This is a genomic window from Flavobacterium sp. GT3P67 (genome assembly GCF_004349155.1).
Classification (GTDB): Bacteria; Bacteroidota; Bacteroidia; order Flavobacteriales; family Flavobacteriaceae; genus Flavobacterium; species Flavobacterium ranwuense.
Genome location: NZ_SMLF01000009.1, coordinates 1 through 17,585 on the forward strand (window position 1 = coordinate 1; position 17,585 = coordinate 17,585).

The 17,585-nt window shown below is 35.9% G+C and carries 15 protein-coding genes; 6 read left to right on the plus strand and 9 right to left on the minus strand.

The annotated features are described in order from the left end of the window. Window positions 1-1,485, plus strand: a 1,485-nt coding sequence (locus E0H99_RS13765) for a putative Ig domain-containing protein (RefSeq protein ID WP_131996677.1), incomplete at its 5' end; no start/stop codon positions are given. 75 nt (window positions 1,486-1,560) lie between these two features. Here E0H99_RS13765 and E0H99_RS13770 read toward each other — a convergent pair. Together E0H99_RS13770 and pyrE are read right to left on the minus strand one after the other, a co-directional pair. Next, window positions 1,561-1,953 carry an SRPBCC family protein gene (locus tag E0H99_RS13770; protein ID WP_131996680.1) on the minus strand — a complete coding sequence of 131 codons (393 nt, stop codon included), beginning with the start codon at window positions 1,951-1,953 and terminating at the stop codon, window positions 1,561-1,563. 21 nt (window positions 1,954-1,974) lie between these two features. Beyond that, window positions 1,975-2,622 (minus strand): orotate phosphoribosyltransferase, encoded by a 648-nt coding sequence (pyrE, locus tag E0H99_RS13775; RefSeq protein WP_131996683.1) that lies wholly within the window; start codon window positions 2,620-2,622, stop codon window positions 1,975-1,977. A gap of 7 nt (window positions 2,623-2,629) precedes the next feature. Between pyrE and E0H99_RS13780 the strand changes: the two genes are divergently transcribed. After that, the gene (locus E0H99_RS13780) at window positions 2,630-3,232 is read left to right on the plus strand and encodes an NUDIX hydrolase (protein ID WP_131996686.1); all 603 of its coding nucleotides are present in this window, start codon (window positions 2,630-2,632) and stop codon (window positions 3,230-3,232) included. A gap of 9 nt (window positions 3,233-3,241) precedes the next feature. Here E0H99_RS13780 and E0H99_RS13785 read toward each other — a convergent pair whose 3' ends face one another. After that, complete coding sequence (locus E0H99_RS13785; protein WP_131996689.1) at window positions 3,242-4,972, minus strand: M14 family metallopeptidase; 1,731 nt, start codon at window positions 4,970-4,972, stop codon at window positions 3,242-3,244. 145 nt (window positions 4,973-5,117) lie between these two features. Here E0H99_RS13785 and E0H99_RS13790 point away from each other — a divergent pair, with 145 nt between their 5' ends. Then, window positions 5,118-6,464, plus strand: coding sequence for a DEAD/DEAH box helicase (locus E0H99_RS13790; RefSeq protein WP_131996692.1), 1,347 nt, complete (start codon window positions 5,118-5,120; stop codon window positions 6,462-6,464). 228 nt (window positions 6,465-6,692) lie between these two features. Here the strand turns inward: E0H99_RS13790 and E0H99_RS13795 are convergent, their stop codons facing one another. From E0H99_RS13795 to E0H99_RS13810, 4 genes are all read right to left on the minus strand, one after another. Further along, the gene (locus E0H99_RS13795; protein WP_131996695.1) at window positions 6,693-7,271 is read right to left on the minus strand and encodes a PhnA domain-containing protein; all 579 of its coding nucleotides are present in this window, start codon (window positions 7,269-7,271) and stop codon (window positions 6,693-6,695) included. Window positions 7,272-7,351: 80 nt separating this feature from the next. Further along, on the minus strand, window positions 7,352-7,807 hold the full coding sequence (gene coaD, locus E0H99_RS13800) for a pantetheine-phosphate adenylyltransferase (RefSeq protein ID WP_131996698.1): 456 nt from the start codon (window positions 7,805-7,807) through the stop codon (window positions 7,352-7,354). Window positions 7,808-7,847: 40 nt separating this feature from the next. Continuing rightward, the gene (locus E0H99_RS13805; RefSeq protein ID WP_131996700.1) at window positions 7,848-8,540 is read right to left on the minus strand and encodes a DUF421 domain-containing protein; all 693 of its coding nucleotides are present in this window, start codon (window positions 8,538-8,540) and stop codon (window positions 7,848-7,850) included. A gap of 9 nt (window positions 8,541-8,549) precedes the next feature. Further along, a complete protein-coding gene (locus E0H99_RS13810) occupies window positions 8,550-9,524 on the minus strand; it encodes a D-alanine--D-alanine ligase (protein ID WP_131996703.1) in 975 nt (324 codons plus the stop codon). 264 nt (window positions 9,525-9,788) lie between these two features. On the opposite strand from E0H99_RS13810, the gene E0H99_RS13815 reads away from it, so the two are divergent. The 3 genes from E0H99_RS13815 to E0H99_RS13825 all read left to right on the plus strand — a co-directional run bounded on the left by E0H99_RS13815 (window position 9,789) and on the right by E0H99_RS13825 (window position 14,753). Beyond that, entirely contained in the window at window positions 9,789-10,412 is a 624-nt protein-coding gene (locus E0H99_RS13815; RefSeq protein ID WP_131996706.1) for a PASTA domain-containing protein, read from the plus strand. After that, complete coding sequence (locus tag E0H99_RS13820) at window positions 10,402-11,445, plus strand: RluA family pseudouridine synthase (RefSeq protein WP_131996709.1); 1,044 nt, start codon at window positions 10,402-10,404, stop codon at window positions 11,443-11,445. The genes E0H99_RS13815 and E0H99_RS13820 overlap by 11 nt, the downstream gene beginning before the upstream one ends. An 836-nt stretch (window positions 11,446-12,281) precedes the next feature. Continuing rightward, window positions 12,282-14,753 (plus strand): zinc-dependent metalloprotease, encoded by a 2,472-nt coding sequence (locus tag E0H99_RS13825; RefSeq protein ID WP_131996712.1) that lies wholly within the window; start codon window positions 12,282-12,284, stop codon window positions 14,751-14,753. A gap of 87 nt (window positions 14,754-14,840) precedes the next feature. Here E0H99_RS13825 and E0H99_RS13830 read toward each other — a convergent pair whose 3' ends face one another. Together E0H99_RS13830 and E0H99_RS13835 are read right to left on the minus strand one after the other, a co-directional pair. Then, window positions 14,841-15,629 (minus strand): hypothetical protein, encoded by a 789-nt coding sequence (locus E0H99_RS13830; RefSeq protein ID WP_131996715.1) that lies wholly within the window; start codon window positions 15,627-15,629, stop codon window positions 14,841-14,843. A gap of 246 nt (window positions 15,630-15,875) precedes the next feature. Next, complete coding sequence (locus E0H99_RS13835) at window positions 15,876-17,294, minus strand: adenosine deaminase (protein WP_131996718.1); 1,419 nt, start codon at window positions 17,292-17,294, stop codon at window positions 15,876-15,878. Window positions 17,295-17,585 lie beyond the last annotated feature (291 nt).

Genomic DNA, 17,585 nt, shown 5'->3' on the forward strand with positions numbered 1-17,585 from the left:
TTAGATGCAACATCGATAGCCGCAGGAATGAGTATCACCAGTGCAGGGGCTTTCAGCTGGACATCAACTGAGGCACAAGGGGGAGGCTCTTATCCGGTAACTGTTACCGTTACGGACAATGGGGCAAACCTACCGAACCTTACTGATACAGAAACGTTCAATATTGCGGTTGCAGAGGTAAACGCGGCTCCCGTACTGGCAGCAATCGGTAACAAATCTGTAAATCAATTGGCTAATTTGACGTTTACAGCTACGGCCACGGATTCTGATATTCCTATTAATGTTTTAACTTTCAGTTTGGTTGGTGCTCCTGTTGGTGCAGTGATTAATGCATCAACAGGCGTATTCACCTGGATGCCTAGGGGAACACAATGTGCCGGTATTTATACCTTCACTGTTAAGGTAACCGACAATGGCACTCCCGTATTATCAGATGAGGAAGTGATTCATGTGACAGTTAATAACACACTTCCAGTGATTAGTTCTATAACAGGCGTATCTGGACCAGTTTCGATTAATACTCCAATCAGTATTACAGTGAATCATAATGACAATAATCTGAGTAATGCTGTTATAAAATGGGATGATGCTACATCGACCGTTCAAAATGTTCCAAATCCAGCTTCAGGTTTGTTCACGGTATCGCATACTTACTCCATTCCTGGTGTTTATTCAATTCTAGTGACTTTAACGGATGCTTGTGGAGCAAATTCAACAACCTTCCAATACGACTACATTGTTGTTTACGATCCTAATGGTGGTTTCGTAACAGGTGGCGGCTGGATTAACTCTCCTGCAGGTGCCTGGGTAGGCAATCCATTATTAGTGGGAAAAGCTAATTTTGGGTTTGTAGCGAAATACAAAAAAGGTTCCACAGTACCAGATGGGAATACTGAATTTCAGTTTAAAGAAGGTAATCTAAACTTTAATAGTTCTTCTTATGATGATATGCGATTGGTTATTTCCGGTACAAAGGCTAACTATAAAGGATTAGGTAAAATTAATGGTTTAGGTAACTATGAGTTCTTAGTTTCCGCAATTGATGGAGGTTCGGGTGCTGATAAGTTCCGTATAAAAATATGGGACAAGAATAACAGTAATACTGTTATTTATGATAATAATATGGGTAACGATGAAAATGATTTACCAACAACATCACTTGGTGGAGGTTCTATAGTTATACATGAGGTGAAGAAAAATGCAGCTTCAAAAGAGATAATTGTTGAGAAAACTCCGGAAATTGTACCATTCACTATAACGGCATATCCCAACCCATCTACCCAATATTTTATTCTTGATATAAAAGGCGGTACTACTGAAAAAACAGAAGTGATTGTATATGATATATTAGGCAGAATGGTGAAACACATTCAAAATAGTGATAGCCAAGAAATCAAGTTTGGTGAAGAGCTCTCATCAGGTTCGTATATTGCGATTATCAATCAAGGTGTTAAACAAAAAACAGTGAGATTGATAAAACAGTAAGCCTATTTTGTAATTAAATAAAAGCCCCTTTTAGTGTAAACTAAAAGGGGCTTTTATTTAATTTAAACTATTTTTTTACAATTTAGTCATATTCCCAGCTAAAGTTTCGATAAATTTTCCAATTGGACCTTTTATCATCATAGCCATCATAGGATTGAAATCGCCTTCGAAATCAAGTTTTACATCACTGGAGTTGTCAGAAATAGCATCTATGTTTGCTATCAATGTAAATGGAAGTTTATCACTCGCAGCACCCAAAACAATTTTGCTTGGAGCTACTTTTTCTTTCATTTTTAGCTTAATTTCTGGCATTCCTTTTAATCCAAAAATAAAAGCATCGTCACCAATAACTTCAAATTTAGCAATGTTTTCGGGCATTAATTTTTCGAAGTTCTTTACATCACTCAATAAATCAAACAATTCTTGAGCTGATTTTGAGACACTAACTTTTGGACTTTCTAAGTTCATAATTTCTGGTATTTTATTTTTTTAAACTTCAATATTCCAAGTGGAGGGATTCACATTCCATTCTCTTAAAGTCTGTTCTTCCTCTTCTGTAATATATCTTTTGGCTACAGCCAAATTCAATAAATTTTGATAATTGCTTAGCGTGTATAAATCCAGATGTGCATTTTTGAAATTTTCATCAGCAACATCAAAACCGTAGGTAAAGATTGCTGCCATTCCTTTTACATTCGCTCCAGCTTCACGTAAAGCTTCAACGGCAAGTAAACTACTGTTTCCCGTACTGATCAAATCTTCTACAACAATTACATTTTGTCCTTTTTGTAAAAAACCTTCTACTTGGTTTAGTCTTCCGTGCTTTTTTGGTTCTGGGCGAACATACACAAATGGTAATCCCAAACTTTCCGCTACTAGCATTCCAATTCCTATTGCTCCAGTGGCAACACCGGCAATAACATCTGGTTTACCAAATTGTTTCTCAATATTTTTGGAAAATTCATCCCGGACGTAATTCCTTACGGCTGGAAATGAGAGGATTAGTCGGTTATCGCAATAAATAGGCGATTTCCATCCAGAAGCCCATGTAAAAGGATTTCTTGGATTCAATTTAATTGCATTTATTTGCAATAGAAATTCGGCTGTTTTTTCGGCTGTATCTTTATTAAAAATCATAGTACAAATGTATAAAGTTTTTGTTAACGACAAACCACTTTTTTTGACAAATCACATCTCTAAGGAGACAGATTTTCAGTTGTTCTTGCTAGAAAGTATTGACATAGAGCAACTTATAATAAAAATCTTTCAAAATAAAATTCAAAAAGCATACTTGTATCATCCTGATGAAAGCGTGATTATGAAGACTTTGAAAGCAAAAATACCTGTTGCCAAAGCCGGTGGCGGTTTAGTTTACAATAAAAAAGGTGAAGTTTTATTCATTTTTAGAAATGGAAAATGGGATTTACCCAAAGGCGGAATCGAAAAAGGAGAGGAAATTCAGGAGACTGCCATGCGTGAAGTAGAGGAAGAAACAGGTGTAAATGGCTTGACAATATCCCATAAACTTCAAAAAACCTATCACATTTTTAGACGTAATGGGAAATACAAGCTAAAAATTACGCATTGGTTCGAAATGCAATCTGACTTTGAAGGAACCCCGCAAGGTCAATTAGAAGAAGGAATCGAAAAAGTGGCTTGGATGAATCCTGAACAAATTAAAGAGGCGCTGAAAAACTCTTATGAGAACATAAAATTATTATTTGAAGAAGAAAAGCTCCTAAAATAGGAGCTTTTTTTATTTTAAGACGCGATACACCGGATATTGTAAATGTGCTTTTTCATAATAAACCGAATGTTTGTAAATCCAGTCCAGTTGTGCTTCCGGATTATTGATAAAACTCACATCACTTTGTTTTTTTAAATCAAATTCGGCTTTTAATTTTGGATTTTCTTTTAAAATCTGCGTAGCTGAATCTTCAAAAACATAATCTGAATAGCCTTCTTTTTGTTGTAACATCGTATCGAAAAAGTTCCAGTTGAAAAAAGAATCTATTGCTTCTGGTTCCAATGTTTCCAATACGTATTTTATTCCCTTTTGTTGTGTGGGAATAACGTAATCTCCTTTGGCGAAAGCTACTTTCTCCATTTTAGAGGTTACCGAAGTGTTTCTGTGCAAATAATGGCCTTCGTATGCGGAATTTGTCGTTTTAAAGTCCGCGATTTTATAACTCTCCACTTCAATTATAGTGTCGTTCTTTAGTTGACGATATGAAATTGTATTGCTCTTCAATAATTCAATTACAGGCCAAAATCCTCTTGGAATTATATATGCTTCCGGAATGATTATTTCTTTTACTGATTTGAATTCTTTGTTGTACGGAATGTCTTTTTTGAATGGTTTTGTTTTGTCATAAAACAAGCGATTTCCGGATGTTACGTCACTTTTCTTGTAACTGGCTTCATAGCCTAAAAACGAAAAAGGAATCGTTTTGGCACTGTCAATTTCCCATTTTATAGTGTACGATTTCTTTGGTTTATACTGTTCTTCATTTTTCAATCGCAGTTGTTTGATTTTTTTGTAATTAGCATCTGTAAAATCGATTGCTGTGCGCATGTATTCATACGTCACTTTCACACGGTCGGCATATTTTTTAAGCATGTGTGTTTCCACTACAAACCCAATGGTATTGAACAACGAAGTATAGCCAGTTGCAAATCGTGGGCTTTCAAAAAATTGACCAAAACCTTTGTCCGGTGTGTCCTGAAAAGCATTGACGTAAGGCGTAGTTTCGATGTTCTTTTTTTGTAAATCTTTGACCAAATCGGGCATCATTTCAGTATTTAAAAAATCACCTAAAACGGTTCCTAATTTATTATGTTGGGTCATAATGTACGTGAGTTTGTATTGGTAATCTGCGCCATTGCTGACGTGATTGTCAATAAAAACATCGGCATTTATTTTATGAAAAATTTCTACAAAACTTTTCGTGTTTCGAGTATCTGATTTGATGAAATCGCGATTCAAATCATAGTTTCTGGCATTGCCACGAAAGCCATAGATTTCCGGTCCGTCCTGATTGGCTCTTGAAGTGGAATTTCTGTTTAAAGCGCCTCCAATATTATACACCGGAATACAAACGATAACGGTATTTTTTGGCGCTTTTATTTTGCCCAAAGCTAAATCTCTAAATAATTGCATACTGGCGTCAATTCCGTCCGGTTCGCCTGCGTGAATGCCGTTGTTAAGCAAAATTACCGCTTTATTTTTTTGGATACTTCCAAAGTCAAATTGTTTTTCCGGATTAAAAACAACCATGTGCAATGGTTCGCCACTGTCTGTCAATCCCATTTTTTGCATTTGGATAGTAGAAAAATCATCCGCCAGAAGTTTGTAGTAGGCAATTGTTTCTTGATAAGATGCGGATTGGTTTCCATTGCCTTTTTCGAAAAAAGTATCGTATTTATTCGTTTTTTGTGCAAATGAACTGATGGAGAATAGTAAAAAAAGGAATGTGAAAAATCTCATACTTCGGTTTTTAAATTGAATCTCAAATGTAGCTTTTTTTCGATAGGAATAGAAATGATCGCAAGAAAAGGGAGCTCCCGATTTAAAAGAATGAAAATTTATAATTCAAAATTCATAACTCAGAATTAAAAATTACCTTTGCAAAATGAATAAGAAACACCATTCCAACAATATACTTTTGAATTTAGGCATCGAAAGCCTGAACGAAATGCAGGAAGTAGCACAAGATACTATCCTGAATGACAATAATGTTTTATTGCTTTCGCCAACAGGTTCCGGAAAAACTTTGGCTTTTTTGTTGCCCATTTTAGAAATGTTACAGCCCGAAATTCTATCGGTTCAATGTTTGATTCTAGTTCCATCACGTGAATTAGGTTTGCAGATTGAGCAGGTTTGGAAAAAAATGGGGACTGATTATAAAGTAAATGTGTGCTACGGCGGACATTCCATAGATACTGAAATTAAGAATTTAAGCAATCCTCCAGCAGTTTTAATAGGGACTCCGGGAAGAATTGCGGATCATATCGACAGAGGAACTTTTCGTGTGGATAAAATCCAAACCTTGATTCTGGATGAATTTGATAAATCATTACAATTGGGTTTTCATGAGCAAATGTCTTTTATCATTGGAAAATTAACAAAACTGAATAAACGCGTTTTGGTTTCGGCAACTTCCGATATTGAGATTCCAAGATATACAAGAGTGGTAAACCCAACAATTTTGGACTTTATTCCAGAAAACGTAACCGAAACGAATCTTTCGATGAAAATGGTCGTTTCGAAGGAGAAAGACAAAATAGGAAGTTTGTTCAACTTGATTTGTTCGTTGAAATCACAGTCGGCAATAGTTTTTTGTAACCATCGTGATGCTGCAGAACGCATCAGCGATACATTGAACGAAAAAGGAATTTATGCCACGTATTATCATGGCGGAATGGATCAGGACGAAAGAGAACGCGCGTTAATACAGTTTAGAAACGGAAGTGTAAGCTATTTAATTACAACTGATTTGGCTGCTCGTGGTCTTGATATTCCCGAAATGAATCACGTAATTCATTATCATTTACCATCAAAAGAAGATGAATTTACCCATAGAAACGGACGTACAGCACGTATGTTGGCTTCTGGAACCGCCTATATTATTGCTCATGAAAGTGAGAAAAAAATGGATTACATCGATTATGGTATGGAAGCTTTGAAAGTCGAAAACTCTACTTCATTGCCAAAACCACCTGAATTTCAAACCATCTACATCAGTGGCGGAAAGAAAAATAAACTGAATAAAATTGACATTGTCGGTTTCTTTTCCCAAAAAGGAAAATTGGAAAAAGGAGATTTAGGATTAATCGAAGTAAAAGATTTTATATCATTTGCAGCAGTTAAATTCAACAAAGTAAAAGACTTGCTTCATGCCATTAAAGAGGAGAAAATGAAAGGCAAGAAATTTAAAATCGAAGTCGCTCGAAAAGTGATTAAGAAGGAAGAGGAGTAATTAGTGTTCAGTGGTCAGTTTTTAGTGGTCAGTGTCTGAAGTTTATAAAAAGTATTCAGTGGTCAGAGAAAAGAGTTATCAGTGACTTAATTATAGCTAAAAATCGTTAACAGTATAATATACTGTTAACGATTTTTTTATTGTTAGAATGTTTTTTTACTGCTCACTAAAAACTGACCACTGACCACTCCATTTTTTAACTGATCACTGAACACTGCCAACTGATGACTATATCTTCTTAACGTATTGTGTAATAATTACAATTTGCTGACCATCTACTTTTCCTTCAATGTATTCCGCATTTTCATGGTCCAGTCTAATGTTACGTACAGCAGTTCCTTGTTTGGCAACCATACTAGATCCTTTTACTTTCAAATCTTTGATTAAAACCACTGAATCTCCAACTTCAAGAATCACTCCATTGCTGTCGCGATGAATTACTTTGGTTTCGTCTTCTTCCCCTTCACCAGTTGCTTGCGCCCAAGCCAAAGTATCTTCGTCTAAATACATTTGGTCTAATAATTCTTGAGGCCATCCCGCTGCACGCATACGGCTTAACATTCTCCATGCTACTACTTGTACTGCTGTGTGTTCGCTCCACATGCTGTCATTCAAACATCTCCAGTGATTTAAATCTACGTTATCCGGTTTTTCGATTTGGTCGATACAGGTACTGCAAGCCATGATACTTTCGTCAAGTCCACCTTTTTTGGTTGGCAATACCTGATATACTTTTAAGTTTTCGGTTGCGACACAAAGTTCACATTTCGATCCGCTGCGTTTGCTTAATTCTCTTTCTATACTCATTGTTTGATGGCTTTTATTTTTAGGCGAAATTACAGCTTATTGCCACGTTTCACAATTTTATATTTTGTTGATGGTAATCACTATTTTACTCGAACGGCATCAGGAACCAGCATTTCATATTGACCTCCATTGCGGATTACATCTCTCACAATACTGGAACTGATATACGAAGTTCTCGCGGCAGTCAATAAAAAAACGGTTTCTATTTTTGATAAGCGGCGATTGGTGTGTGCGATGGCTTTTTCAAATTCGAAATCGGCGGGATTGCGTAAACCACGCAGAATGAAGTCTGCTTTTATTTTATGGCACAAATCAATGGTCAAACCTTCATAAGTAATCACCGAAACTTTAGGCTCATTCTTGAAGGTTTCTTCGATAAATCGTTTTCTTTCTTCCAGTGAAAACATGTATTTTTTTTCGGCATTGATACCAATGGCAATTACGATTTCATCAAATAATGAAATACTTCTTTTGATGATGTCTTCATGTCCTAATGTAATTGGGTCAAATGAACCCGGGAATATGGCTTTTCTCATTTTATAAAATATAATTAAATTGAACTTATGTTTTGCTCAATTAGGTTTTTCGAAGTGTCTGTATTGCTTCGACCCATTCAGATTTTTCACAAACTCTACACTCCGCATTTCCTGGTTTATGGCTTTCAGTATTTCCGCAAAAGGTGCAGGAATAAATACCTTCTGTTGGGATCATTTTACTTTTTTGTTTAAATAAAAAAGGTAGAATTGGCAAGCCTGGTTGGACTTCATGGTCTTCATAATAAAAAACACTGATTTCGCCACTGGTTTCCATAAAGGCATTTTTTACCTGCCCTAAATGTTCTACCGATTTCAATCGGAGTTCCGAAAAAAATTCATCTTGTGCTAAGCTTTCCTTTTTGAAAGTAGCAATTGAAAATTTTCCTTCGCTGATAATACATTCGGTTTTGCCTTCTATAAACTCTTCAAATCGTTTACTTTTTCCTGTTAGCCAAGTTACTAATCGGTATAAAAGTATAATGACCAGAAATACGGTTATGGGCGGAATTATTCCAACTTCTTCATAGAACATGGGATCTCCCGCTGCTGACCCTAAAGCAATAATGATGACTGTTTCAAAAACAGATAATTGCTTCACGCCACGTTTTCCAGCCACTTTTAATGTTAATAGTAAAACTGTAAACATTGTCGTAGAACGGAAAATGACTTCTAAAAGAAAGGATTCTGGTAAATCATTGTACAATAATCGGTTCCATTCAAAGATTTCTATCATAATGGAGAGTTAGTTATTTAAAGCCAACTCAATCGCATTGCTAAATAAATCTTCCAATGAAATTCCGGCAGCTTTGGCTTGTTGCGGAATCAAACTTTCGGTCGTTAATCCCGGAATGGTGTTCATTTCTAGCATGTGTGGTTCATCGTTTACGAGGATAAATTCACTTCTGGAGAAACCTCTCATTTTTAGGACTTCATAAGCGCGTCTGGCTATTTCGCTCACTTTTTGGGTCATTTCATCTGAGATTCTTGCCGGTGTGATTTCTTGTGATTTACCCAAATATTTGGCTTCATAATCGAAGAAATCATTATCCGAAACAATTTCGGTGATTGGTAAAACGGTTACGGTTCCTTTGTAATTGATAACTCCTACAGAAACTTCGGTTCCGTCAAGGAAACTTTCTATGATGATTTCGTTGTCTTCTTTGTAAGCGACTTCTATTGCGATTGGCAATTCATTGATGGTTTTTACTTTGGAAATTCCAAAACTGGAACCCGCTTTATTTGGTTTTACAAAACAAGGCAGACCAACTTTAGCTACAATTTCGTCAGTATTGATGGTATCGCCTTTATTCAAGTAATAGGAAGTGGCGGTCTTTATTCCGTATGGTTTTAAAACGGATAATAAATCACGTTTGTTGAATGTTAGCGCCGCTTGATAATAATCGCAGGAAGTTTGCGGAATATGTAATAATTCGTAATACGCTTGCATTAGTCCGTCTTCGCCGGGAGTTCCGTGAATGGCGTTGAAAACACAGTCAAAAGTGATTTTATTGCCATCAACAGTTACTGAAAAATCATTTTTATCGATGGGGAATTCGGCGTCATTAGCATCAACATAGACCCATTTTTCTTTGAAAATATGGATTCGGAATCCGTTGTATTTCGTTTTGTCCAGAAATTGATATACGACGTTTCCGCTGATGAGTGAGATTTTATACTCGCTGGAATATCCGCCCATGATGATGGCAATGTTTTTCATTTTGTATCGTTTTGTTCTTAGTTGTTCGAATAAATAATAAGGTGTTTTTAGCACTATATTCTAGCCCCGATAGCAGTGGAAATCCTTTTTATCAGCCTTTTCGGCGGATAAAAAGATTACTTCACTATACTTTCATTTTAATTGGAGTTCAGTGAATTTCATTTGCAACGAATAGCGGGAAATAGCTCCAAAAAGCATTAAACAAAATTATCATTTTTTTTGAAACGAAATAGCTTTATCTTTGCCACATATAAAAATAAATTTATGAGTTTACGTAAGTATCTTACTAGTCGTGTCTTTTTAGTACAAGTATTAATTGCGATTGCCATTATTGCCGCTTTGGGTTATTTGTTTATGCATTGGTTGACTTTTACAACAGATCATGGTCATGAAATTGCTGTTCCAAATTTGAGTAAATTGACTGAAGAGCAAGTGGAGGAAAAGTTAGATGAGTTGGATTTAGATTATGTGCTTTTGGATAGTGTGGATTATAGAAGTGATTTCCCGCAATTTAGTGTGGTAGAGCAAGATCCATCGCCGGGTACAAAGGTAAAAGTGGGCAGAAAAATATACATAAAAATAAATACTTCGGGATTTTCATCCGTGCGAATTCCTGATTTAGTGAATAAAACATATCGTGAAGCGGTGCCTACATTGAAAGCGTTAGGGCTTGAGGAAGGAACGGTTACGTATGTTCCAAATCTTGGAAAAGATATGGTATTGGAAATGCGTTTCAAAGGGAGAAACCTGAAAGTAGGGGACAGGGTCTTGAAATCATCCAAAATTGATTTGGTTTTAGGAGACGGAAAAATGAGTTATGAAGAAGAAGAAAGTGCTGCGGATACTCTGGCTGCACCAATAGAAGAAACACCAGTTGATGAACAATAATATAGATACAATAGATTTAGAAGACGAGTTATTTGAACATTTTAGATTTGAAGTTCCCAAAGGCCAAGCGTCCTTGCGAATTGATAAATACTTGATGAGCCTAATTCAAAATGCGACTCGCAATAAAATACAAACCGCAGCTACCGAAGGGAATATTTTTGTAAACGATGCCACAGTGAAGTCGAATTACAAAGTGAAAGCCAATGATGTGGTGCGCGTTATGCTTACGCATCCTCCTTATGAAAACCATATTAATCCGGAGAATATTCCGCTTGATATTGTTTACGAAGACGATGCGTTGTTATTAATAAATAAATTGCCAGGAATGGTGGTGCATCCCGGTCACGGGAATTACACCGGAACTTTAGTGCATGCGTTGGCGTATCATTTTGATAATTTGCCAATGAACAGCAGCGAACGTCCCGGATTAGTGCATCGAATTGATAAAGACACTTCGGGTTTATTGGTAATTGCCAAAACCGAAGCTGCCATGACGCATCTTGCCAAGCAATTTGAAGCGAAAACTTCTGAAAGGGAGTATGTTGCTTTGGTTTGGGGAAATGTAGTTGAAGAGAAAGGAACGATTGAAGGAAACTTAGCACGACACTTGAAAGATCGCATGCAAATGGCGGTTTTTGCTGATCCGGAAATAGGGAAACCTGCCGTAACGCATTATAAAGTGTTGGAGCGTTTTGGTTACGTGACGTTGATTTCGTGCCAACTGGAAACGGGAAGAACGCACCAGATTCGGGCACACTTGAAACACATAGGACATCCGCTTTTTAATGACGAGCGTTATGGCGGTCATTTGATTTTGAAAGGAACTACGTTTACGAAATACAAACAGTTTATAGACAACTGTTTCAAAGCTTTGCCAAGACAGGCTTTACACGCCAAAACCTTGGGCTTTGTACATCCTACAACGGGTGAACTGATGCGTTTTGATACGGAACTTCCGCAGGATTTTCAGGATTGTATCGAGAAATGGAGAGGATATTCAAAATCCCATGGTACGGATGAAGTAGAAGAATAAAAATAGGAAAAGCCCCAAATTGGGGCTTTTTTGTGGGTTTATGTTTGTTGATTATTGTTTGTGGACGCAAAGTCAGAGACATTTGCGCAGCGTATAGAAGAAACACTTGCGGAGCTGGTTTGCCAAATCATCTCAAATACAAAAACAACTTTCCATTAAGCCTATTGCCCAAATCCGTTGTAGTAGCTACCGTGTTGACTATTTTCAGTAACTCCAAATAGCTAGCGTAAGTGTAATAAGAAAATACGAAAGCACTAACGCAAAAAAACATTTCCAGTCTTTAAAAACATCTACAGACGAATTATTACAAATCCGATTAATAATGGTTATAACAATCAAATTTAAAAATGTAAACACAAAAAAATATGCAGGAATCAACATTCCCATATAAATTTTGCAATTTACTACGTATAAAAAGCTCATTACCGCTAACGGAATCGAAATGTAATTCACCCATTTTAGTATTTTGAGGAAGTTGTTCATGTTTTTCAATTTGTGCGGTTGGCAAGCGGTTGCTGCTAAATTTTTCATATGTCTGACACTGTTAGACAAATACACCCAAAATTTGATAATTTTATCTGATAACTGTCAGTAATCATTTCTCAAATATAATAAAATTATTCGTACAAAATAGTTCGCTATTCTTTAAAACTAATTTCATTCTACAAAATCAAGTAAAAAAAACATTTCATAAAAACATTGATACTGATTCCAGTATGAAATGTACAACAAGAAACAGAACAGTTGTTAATTAAAAGTTAAACCAATGAATACTATTCAATTTACGGGCTCTAAAATTTATTTTTGATATTGATTAACCACTAAATAACCACTAAATGAAGAAACTTTTCATTTTAACTGCAATCGTTGCAACGATGCTTGTGCCCACTACCCAATTTGCACAGTCCAAAAAGAAAAAAGATAAAAATTCCGCTGTAGTTCCTCCTCCGGAAAAGAAACCGGAACCCACCATAAAGGAATACAGCAAGGTAATTACTAAAGACGCCGTATCTGACGAAGGATTGTTTACGGTACACAAAGTAGATAAAAAGTATTTCTTCGAAATCCCCAATAAATACTTGGATAAAGACATGCTTTTGGTGAGTCGTTTGTCTAAACTGCCTTCTAATTTAGGTGGTGGATATGTAAATGCAGGTTCCGAAACCAATGAACAATTGATTGTTTGGCAGCGTTTTCAGGATAAAATCCTTATCAAGTTAAAATCGTTCAGTGCTGTTGCCAATGACAGTTTGCCAATCAGTATTTCGGTGAAATCCAATAATTATGAGCCTACATTATTTGCTTTTGATATCGTAGCCTTCAGCAAAGATTCGGCAAATACGGTGATTGATGTGACTAAATTTTATGGCACCGATGTGAAAGCGATTAGCGGTTTATCGGCAGAAATGAGAGAAACCTACAAAGTCAAAGGAATGGATGATTCCCGCAGTTTTATCAATACGATGAAAAGTTTCCCGATGAACATTGAAGTGATTCAGGATTTCACCTACAACGCATCTAAACCGCCCGTTCAGGAAGATTCAGAAACGATAAGCATCCAAATGAATCAGTCGATGATTTTATTGCCTGAAAAACCAATGCAACCCCGATTAGCTGATCCGCGAGTGGGATGGTTTACGATGGATCAAATCGATTACGGGAGCAATGAATTGAAATCAGACAGCAAGACTTTTATCCGCCGTTGGAGATTGGAGCCTAAAGATCCGGTCGCTTACGCAAAAGGGGAACTGGTAGAACCGATAAAACCTATTGTCTATTATTTAGATCCTGCTACGCCTGAGAAATTGCGCAAGTACATCAAACAAGGAATCGAAGATTGGCAAAAGCCTTTTGAAACGGCTGGTTTTAAAAATGCAATTATTGCCAAAGACGCACCAACTAAAGAACAAGATCCTGATTTTAGCCCGGAAGATATTCGTTATTCTGTAATTCGTTATGTGGCGAGCACGACTCGTAATGCCGTTGGACCCAGCGTTTCTGATCCCAGAACGGGAGAAATTATCGAGAGTGATGTGATTTGGTACCACAACCATTTGCGTTCGTACAGAAATCGCTATTTGTTAGAAACGGGAGCTGCAAATCCTACAGCAAGAACATTAAATACGAGTGATGAAGAAATGGGTGAAATGATGCGTATGGTTATCGCTCACGAAGTGGGCCACGCTCTTGGTTTTCCTCATAATATGGGTGCAAGTTGCGCTTATGATACTGAAAATTACAGAAATGGTGATTTTACACAAAAAAACGGAATCGCAGCCAGTTTGATGGATTATGCCCGTTTCAATTACATCGCACAACCCGGAGATAAAAACGTTCGTTTCATACGCCAAATGGGACCTTACGATCATTATGCCACTAATTGGGGGTACAGAGTTATTCCAAATGCGACTTCATCAGAAGTTGAAGTGCCAACATTAGATAAATGGATTATGGAAAAAGCCGAAAATCCTATTTATAAATTTGGGAAACAAAGCAGTAGTTTTGACCCGTCTTCACAAACGGAAGATATTGGTAATAATTCAATGAAAGCAGGTTCTTACGGACTTAAAAATTTGCAATATGTAGCGGCACATTTATCAGAATGGACGAGTGATGTGACTAATAATTACGAGGATTTAGATGAATTGTATAAAGAGATGATGGATGTTTGGAGCAGGTATGTAGGGCATGTGGTAACGAATGTTGGAGGTGTTTATGAAGCTACCAAAAAGCCAAACCAAAAAGGTAGCATTTATGATATTGTACCAAAAGCAAAGCAACAAGAAGCGATGCAATGGTTGCAAGCCAATGCTTTTGCTTCTCCAACGTGGTTGGTGAATGTGAGCACATTGAAAAACATTGATTACTCCGGGTATACGGAGCGTTTTAGAAATTTGCAAGCCCGACATTTGAATAGTGTAATGAGTTTTGAGCGTATTGGCCGATTGATGGATGCAGAAATAATGGGTACGGCTAATTATAAAGCCTTGGATTTACTGGGTGACATGCGCAGAGGAATTTGGAAAGAAGCCGGTTTAGGTTCGAATGTGACTATTTACAGAAGAAATTTACAACGCGCTTATATAGAAAGAATGAGTTATCTGATGAAAGAAGAAATTAAATCAGGTCGTCCTGCTGACTATTATAATGTGGCGCAATCGGATGTGAGAGGATTGGTTAGAGGCGAGTTGACCACTTTAAAATCTACTTTATCAGTCGCTAAAACTAGAGCTGTAAATGCAGAAACAAAATATCATTATGAAGATGTGATTAAAAGAATCGACATGATATTAAATCCAAAACACTAAAATTTCAGTATTCTATTGCAGTAATGAATCCGCTTTCGAGCGGATTTTTTATTGCTATAACTTGGAATAGAAAATGCGATAAATTGATTAATGAACTGGAAACTCAAAAAAATAGCTTTTCCTAATAAGTATCAGTAATCCATGAGTGAAAGGTCCTGGCAGGAATTTTAGTGTATTTAAATAAGAGTCATAGGTTTTGTTGTGATAATTTGTAATCACAAAGGGAGAGGAATTAGAAGTGATATATAAATCGCTTATCCTTTTATTATCCATCCTATTTTTTTCGTTAAAACTGGAAAAACAGATTTCTTGGTTTTCCTTTTTTAATTGGATAAAATCAAAAACCGATAAGGGAACTGTTTGATTTGTGGAATAAAAAAGAACTGATTTAGAAACATCAATTAAAACCCATTTTTTTAATTCCTTGGAATAGATTTCATTAAAAGCATGTCCACCTTTAATGCTAGGATCGTTTGATACTATTTTCAATCCCCATTCTTTTACTTTTAAATCGTTTATGACACAGAAATTATTATAGACCTGAGAAAAATCGCTGCAAACGCCACCTTCGCCGTTTATCATTTTTCTTAAGGTTACATCCGAGGATTTACCTAATCCAGGGCCTCCTTTTATAAAGTTTCTTAACCAAACGGCTATCTGCGTCGCTTTATCAAGATCGCTTATTACGGCTTCTTTTTTTAGAAAAATTAATGCATTTAGTTCAAAATAAATTTCGGGTATATCTATAGTCTTATTCAAGTTATTGTAACAAAAACTTTCAATCCTATCAAAAGTGGCCTTTTTAGAAAGTAACCTAAACCGTATTTTGTATAGTAACGGATGTCTTCGGAAATACCAGATTAAAGATCTACTCATTTTTCAATAATTTATTCATGTTTGTAAACAATTAAAATAAAGAAATGCTATTCGCAAATGGTTTGTGTGTAGTTATTTACAAATCGAGTAGGTGACTCAAATATAATAAAAATAATAATTTAAAAAGTAAAAAATACCTTAAATAAAACAATCAAAAGCATAAAAAAAGTCCCAATTAGGGACTTTAATTTTTTTGTTTTTTTTGAAAAAAAATAGTAAGAGTTCCTTTTTATCTTTATAAATGGCTTATTTCATTGGAAAATTAGCTTCGAAAGTCTTAAATCTGGAGTCTAAATCTTTGAGCAATTGCTTTTTTACGGAAGCTTCTTTTATAAAACTGTAATTGATGCTGTTGTAAACAAATCGCTTGATATCTGAATAGGAAACGTCTTTGTATCTTTTGGCTAACAAAACATATTGTTCGGTCATATTGGTGCGTAAAATCCCTGCATCGTCCGTGCTGATTACTATTGGAACGTCAAAATCTTTATACAATGTCAATGGATGACGGTTTTCTTTTACTTTCAAAATGAATTCGTTACTCACTAAGTTGATTTCGATAGGAATTGTTTTCTTAGCCATGTAGCGCAATAAATCATACGAATCTTTCTCGTATGCCATATCTACTCCGTGACCGATACGGTTGGCTCCAGCGGTATAAATGGCTGCGCCAATATGCCAGGTTAGTTCTTCCGGTTGTACTAAACCAAGTGTCAGCTCGCCGGCATGCATCGTGTATTTTACATTTGGATAACGGGAATGGCAGTATTTAAACATCACCATGTGCAACCAATAATCTTTCATTGCGGTTTCACCATCTTCCGGAGAAACGATGTTAACACCTGCCATCAGCGGACTTCCATCAGCCGAAATGAATGCGATTACCAGATTTTTAAATAAATCTACGGGTTCCATGAAACGCAACACAAAATTTTGATACCGCATCGTAAATTGTTTGTCATCAATTTTAAGATCCTTGTGAAGCTTTGTTACAAAATTAGTATTGAACGTTGTGGCGTAGGATTCAGCATCTTTTTTCAGTAAATAATTGTATAGCGAATCAAGGGATTTAGTAATGGCTTTTTCGTCTTTTGCCAAAGCTGATTTTCGCAATCTGGCATTAAATTTCGTCAAATCATCCGTATTCATTGCAGTTGGAATCGTAGATAATTGCGTTTCAATATAGCTGACATTTTCTGAAATGGCTCTGTTTTTTAGTTCCAATAAACCTTGTCCGAAATTCCCTTTGATGGCCGGTTCAAACTTCATAAAGGATTCAAAAAATAATTTATCCGAAGGATAATCAACATGATTATAGTCTTTTACAGACCATTTTTGCATGATTTTTTGCTTGTAAACATCTAAGGTTCCATTACTTTTTAATGTCGAAAATTGTTCCCAGTTTCCAGTTGAAGGTTTTTCTTTTAAAACATCCATCGTTTCGGTATTGAGATAAAAATCATCAGCAATAGCAAGTTGTAACAATGGCTCAGCATAAATAGAACCGGAATAGTGGTGGTGTAAATCACCTCCTTTTGGCATCTGTGAAAAGAAAGCGGTTAGTTCCGCTTCATTGTTTCTGATTTTTTCAAAATACTCATTTGGAGCTTGAGAATAAGCATTATTTAGTACCGTTATTAAAAGGAAAGTATAAATTAATTTCATGTTTTAAATTTTTATCGAAAGAGGGACTTACCAACTCTTTTCAATTAATATGCAAGAATTTTTAACCAATGTATGATTGTCAAAATCAATTTATTATAATTTACACCACTTATTTAGGGTACAAATTCATAAATTTTAAGGAACATTTCAATTAAAGAAAAATTTTTGCCAAATTTACGCAATTCCGATTTCTATTTTACACATCGAATAAAAAGTTTTATTTTTGCCACTCTTTGAAGAATGAGTCTGATTTTTTTCTCAGTTATATTACTTTGAATAATTGTTTATTCA

Coding starts and splice junctions, on each gene's coding strand:
- coaD (WP_131996698.1), bottom strand. CDS start 7,807: ATGAGAAAAGCCATATTCCCGGGTTCATTTGACCCAATTACATTAGGA.
- E0H99_RS13780 (WP_131996686.1), top strand. CDS start 2,630: ATGTATAAAGTTTTTGTTAACGACAAACCACTTTTTTTGACAAATCAC.
- E0H99_RS13825 (WP_131996712.1), top strand. CDS start 12,282: ATGAAGAAACTTTTCATTTTAACTGCAATCGTTGCAACGATGCTTGTG.
- E0H99_RS13790 (WP_131996692.1), top strand. CDS start 5,118: ATGAATAAGAAACACCATTCCAACAATATACTTTTGAATTTAGGCATC.
- E0H99_RS13835 (WP_131996718.1), bottom strand. CDS start 17,294: ATGAAATTAATTTATACTTTCCTTTTAATAACGGTACTAAATAATGCT.
- E0H99_RS13810 (WP_131996703.1), bottom strand. CDS start 9,524: ATGAAAAACATTGCCATCATCATGGGCGGATATTCCAGCGAGTATAAA.
- pyrE (WP_131996683.1), bottom strand. CDS start 2,622: ATGATTTTTAATAAAGATACAGCCGAAAAAACAGCCGAATTTCTATTG.
- E0H99_RS13820 (WP_131996709.1), top strand. CDS start 10,402: ATGAACAATAATATAGATACAATAGATTTAGAAGACGAGTTATTTGAA.
- E0H99_RS13805 (WP_131996700.1), bottom strand. CDS start 8,540: ATGATAGAAATCTTTGAATGGAACCGATTATTGTACAATGATTTACCA.
- E0H99_RS13795 (WP_131996695.1), bottom strand. CDS start 7,271: ATGAGTATAGAAAGAGAATTAAGCAAACGCAGCGGATCGAAATGTGAA.
- E0H99_RS13770 (WP_131996680.1), bottom strand. CDS start 1,953: ATGAACTTAGAAAGTCCAAAAGTTAGTGTCTCAAAATCAGCTCAAGAA.
- E0H99_RS13785 (WP_131996689.1), bottom strand. CDS start 4,972: ATGAGATTTTTCACATTCCTTTTTTTACTATTCTCCATCAGTTCATTT.
- E0H99_RS13815 (WP_131996706.1), top strand. CDS start 9,789: ATGAGTTTACGTAAGTATCTTACTAGTCGTGTCTTTTTAGTACAAGTA.
- E0H99_RS13830 (WP_131996715.1), bottom strand. CDS start 15,629: ATGAGTAGATCTTTAATCTGGTATTTCCGAAGACATCCGTTACTATAC.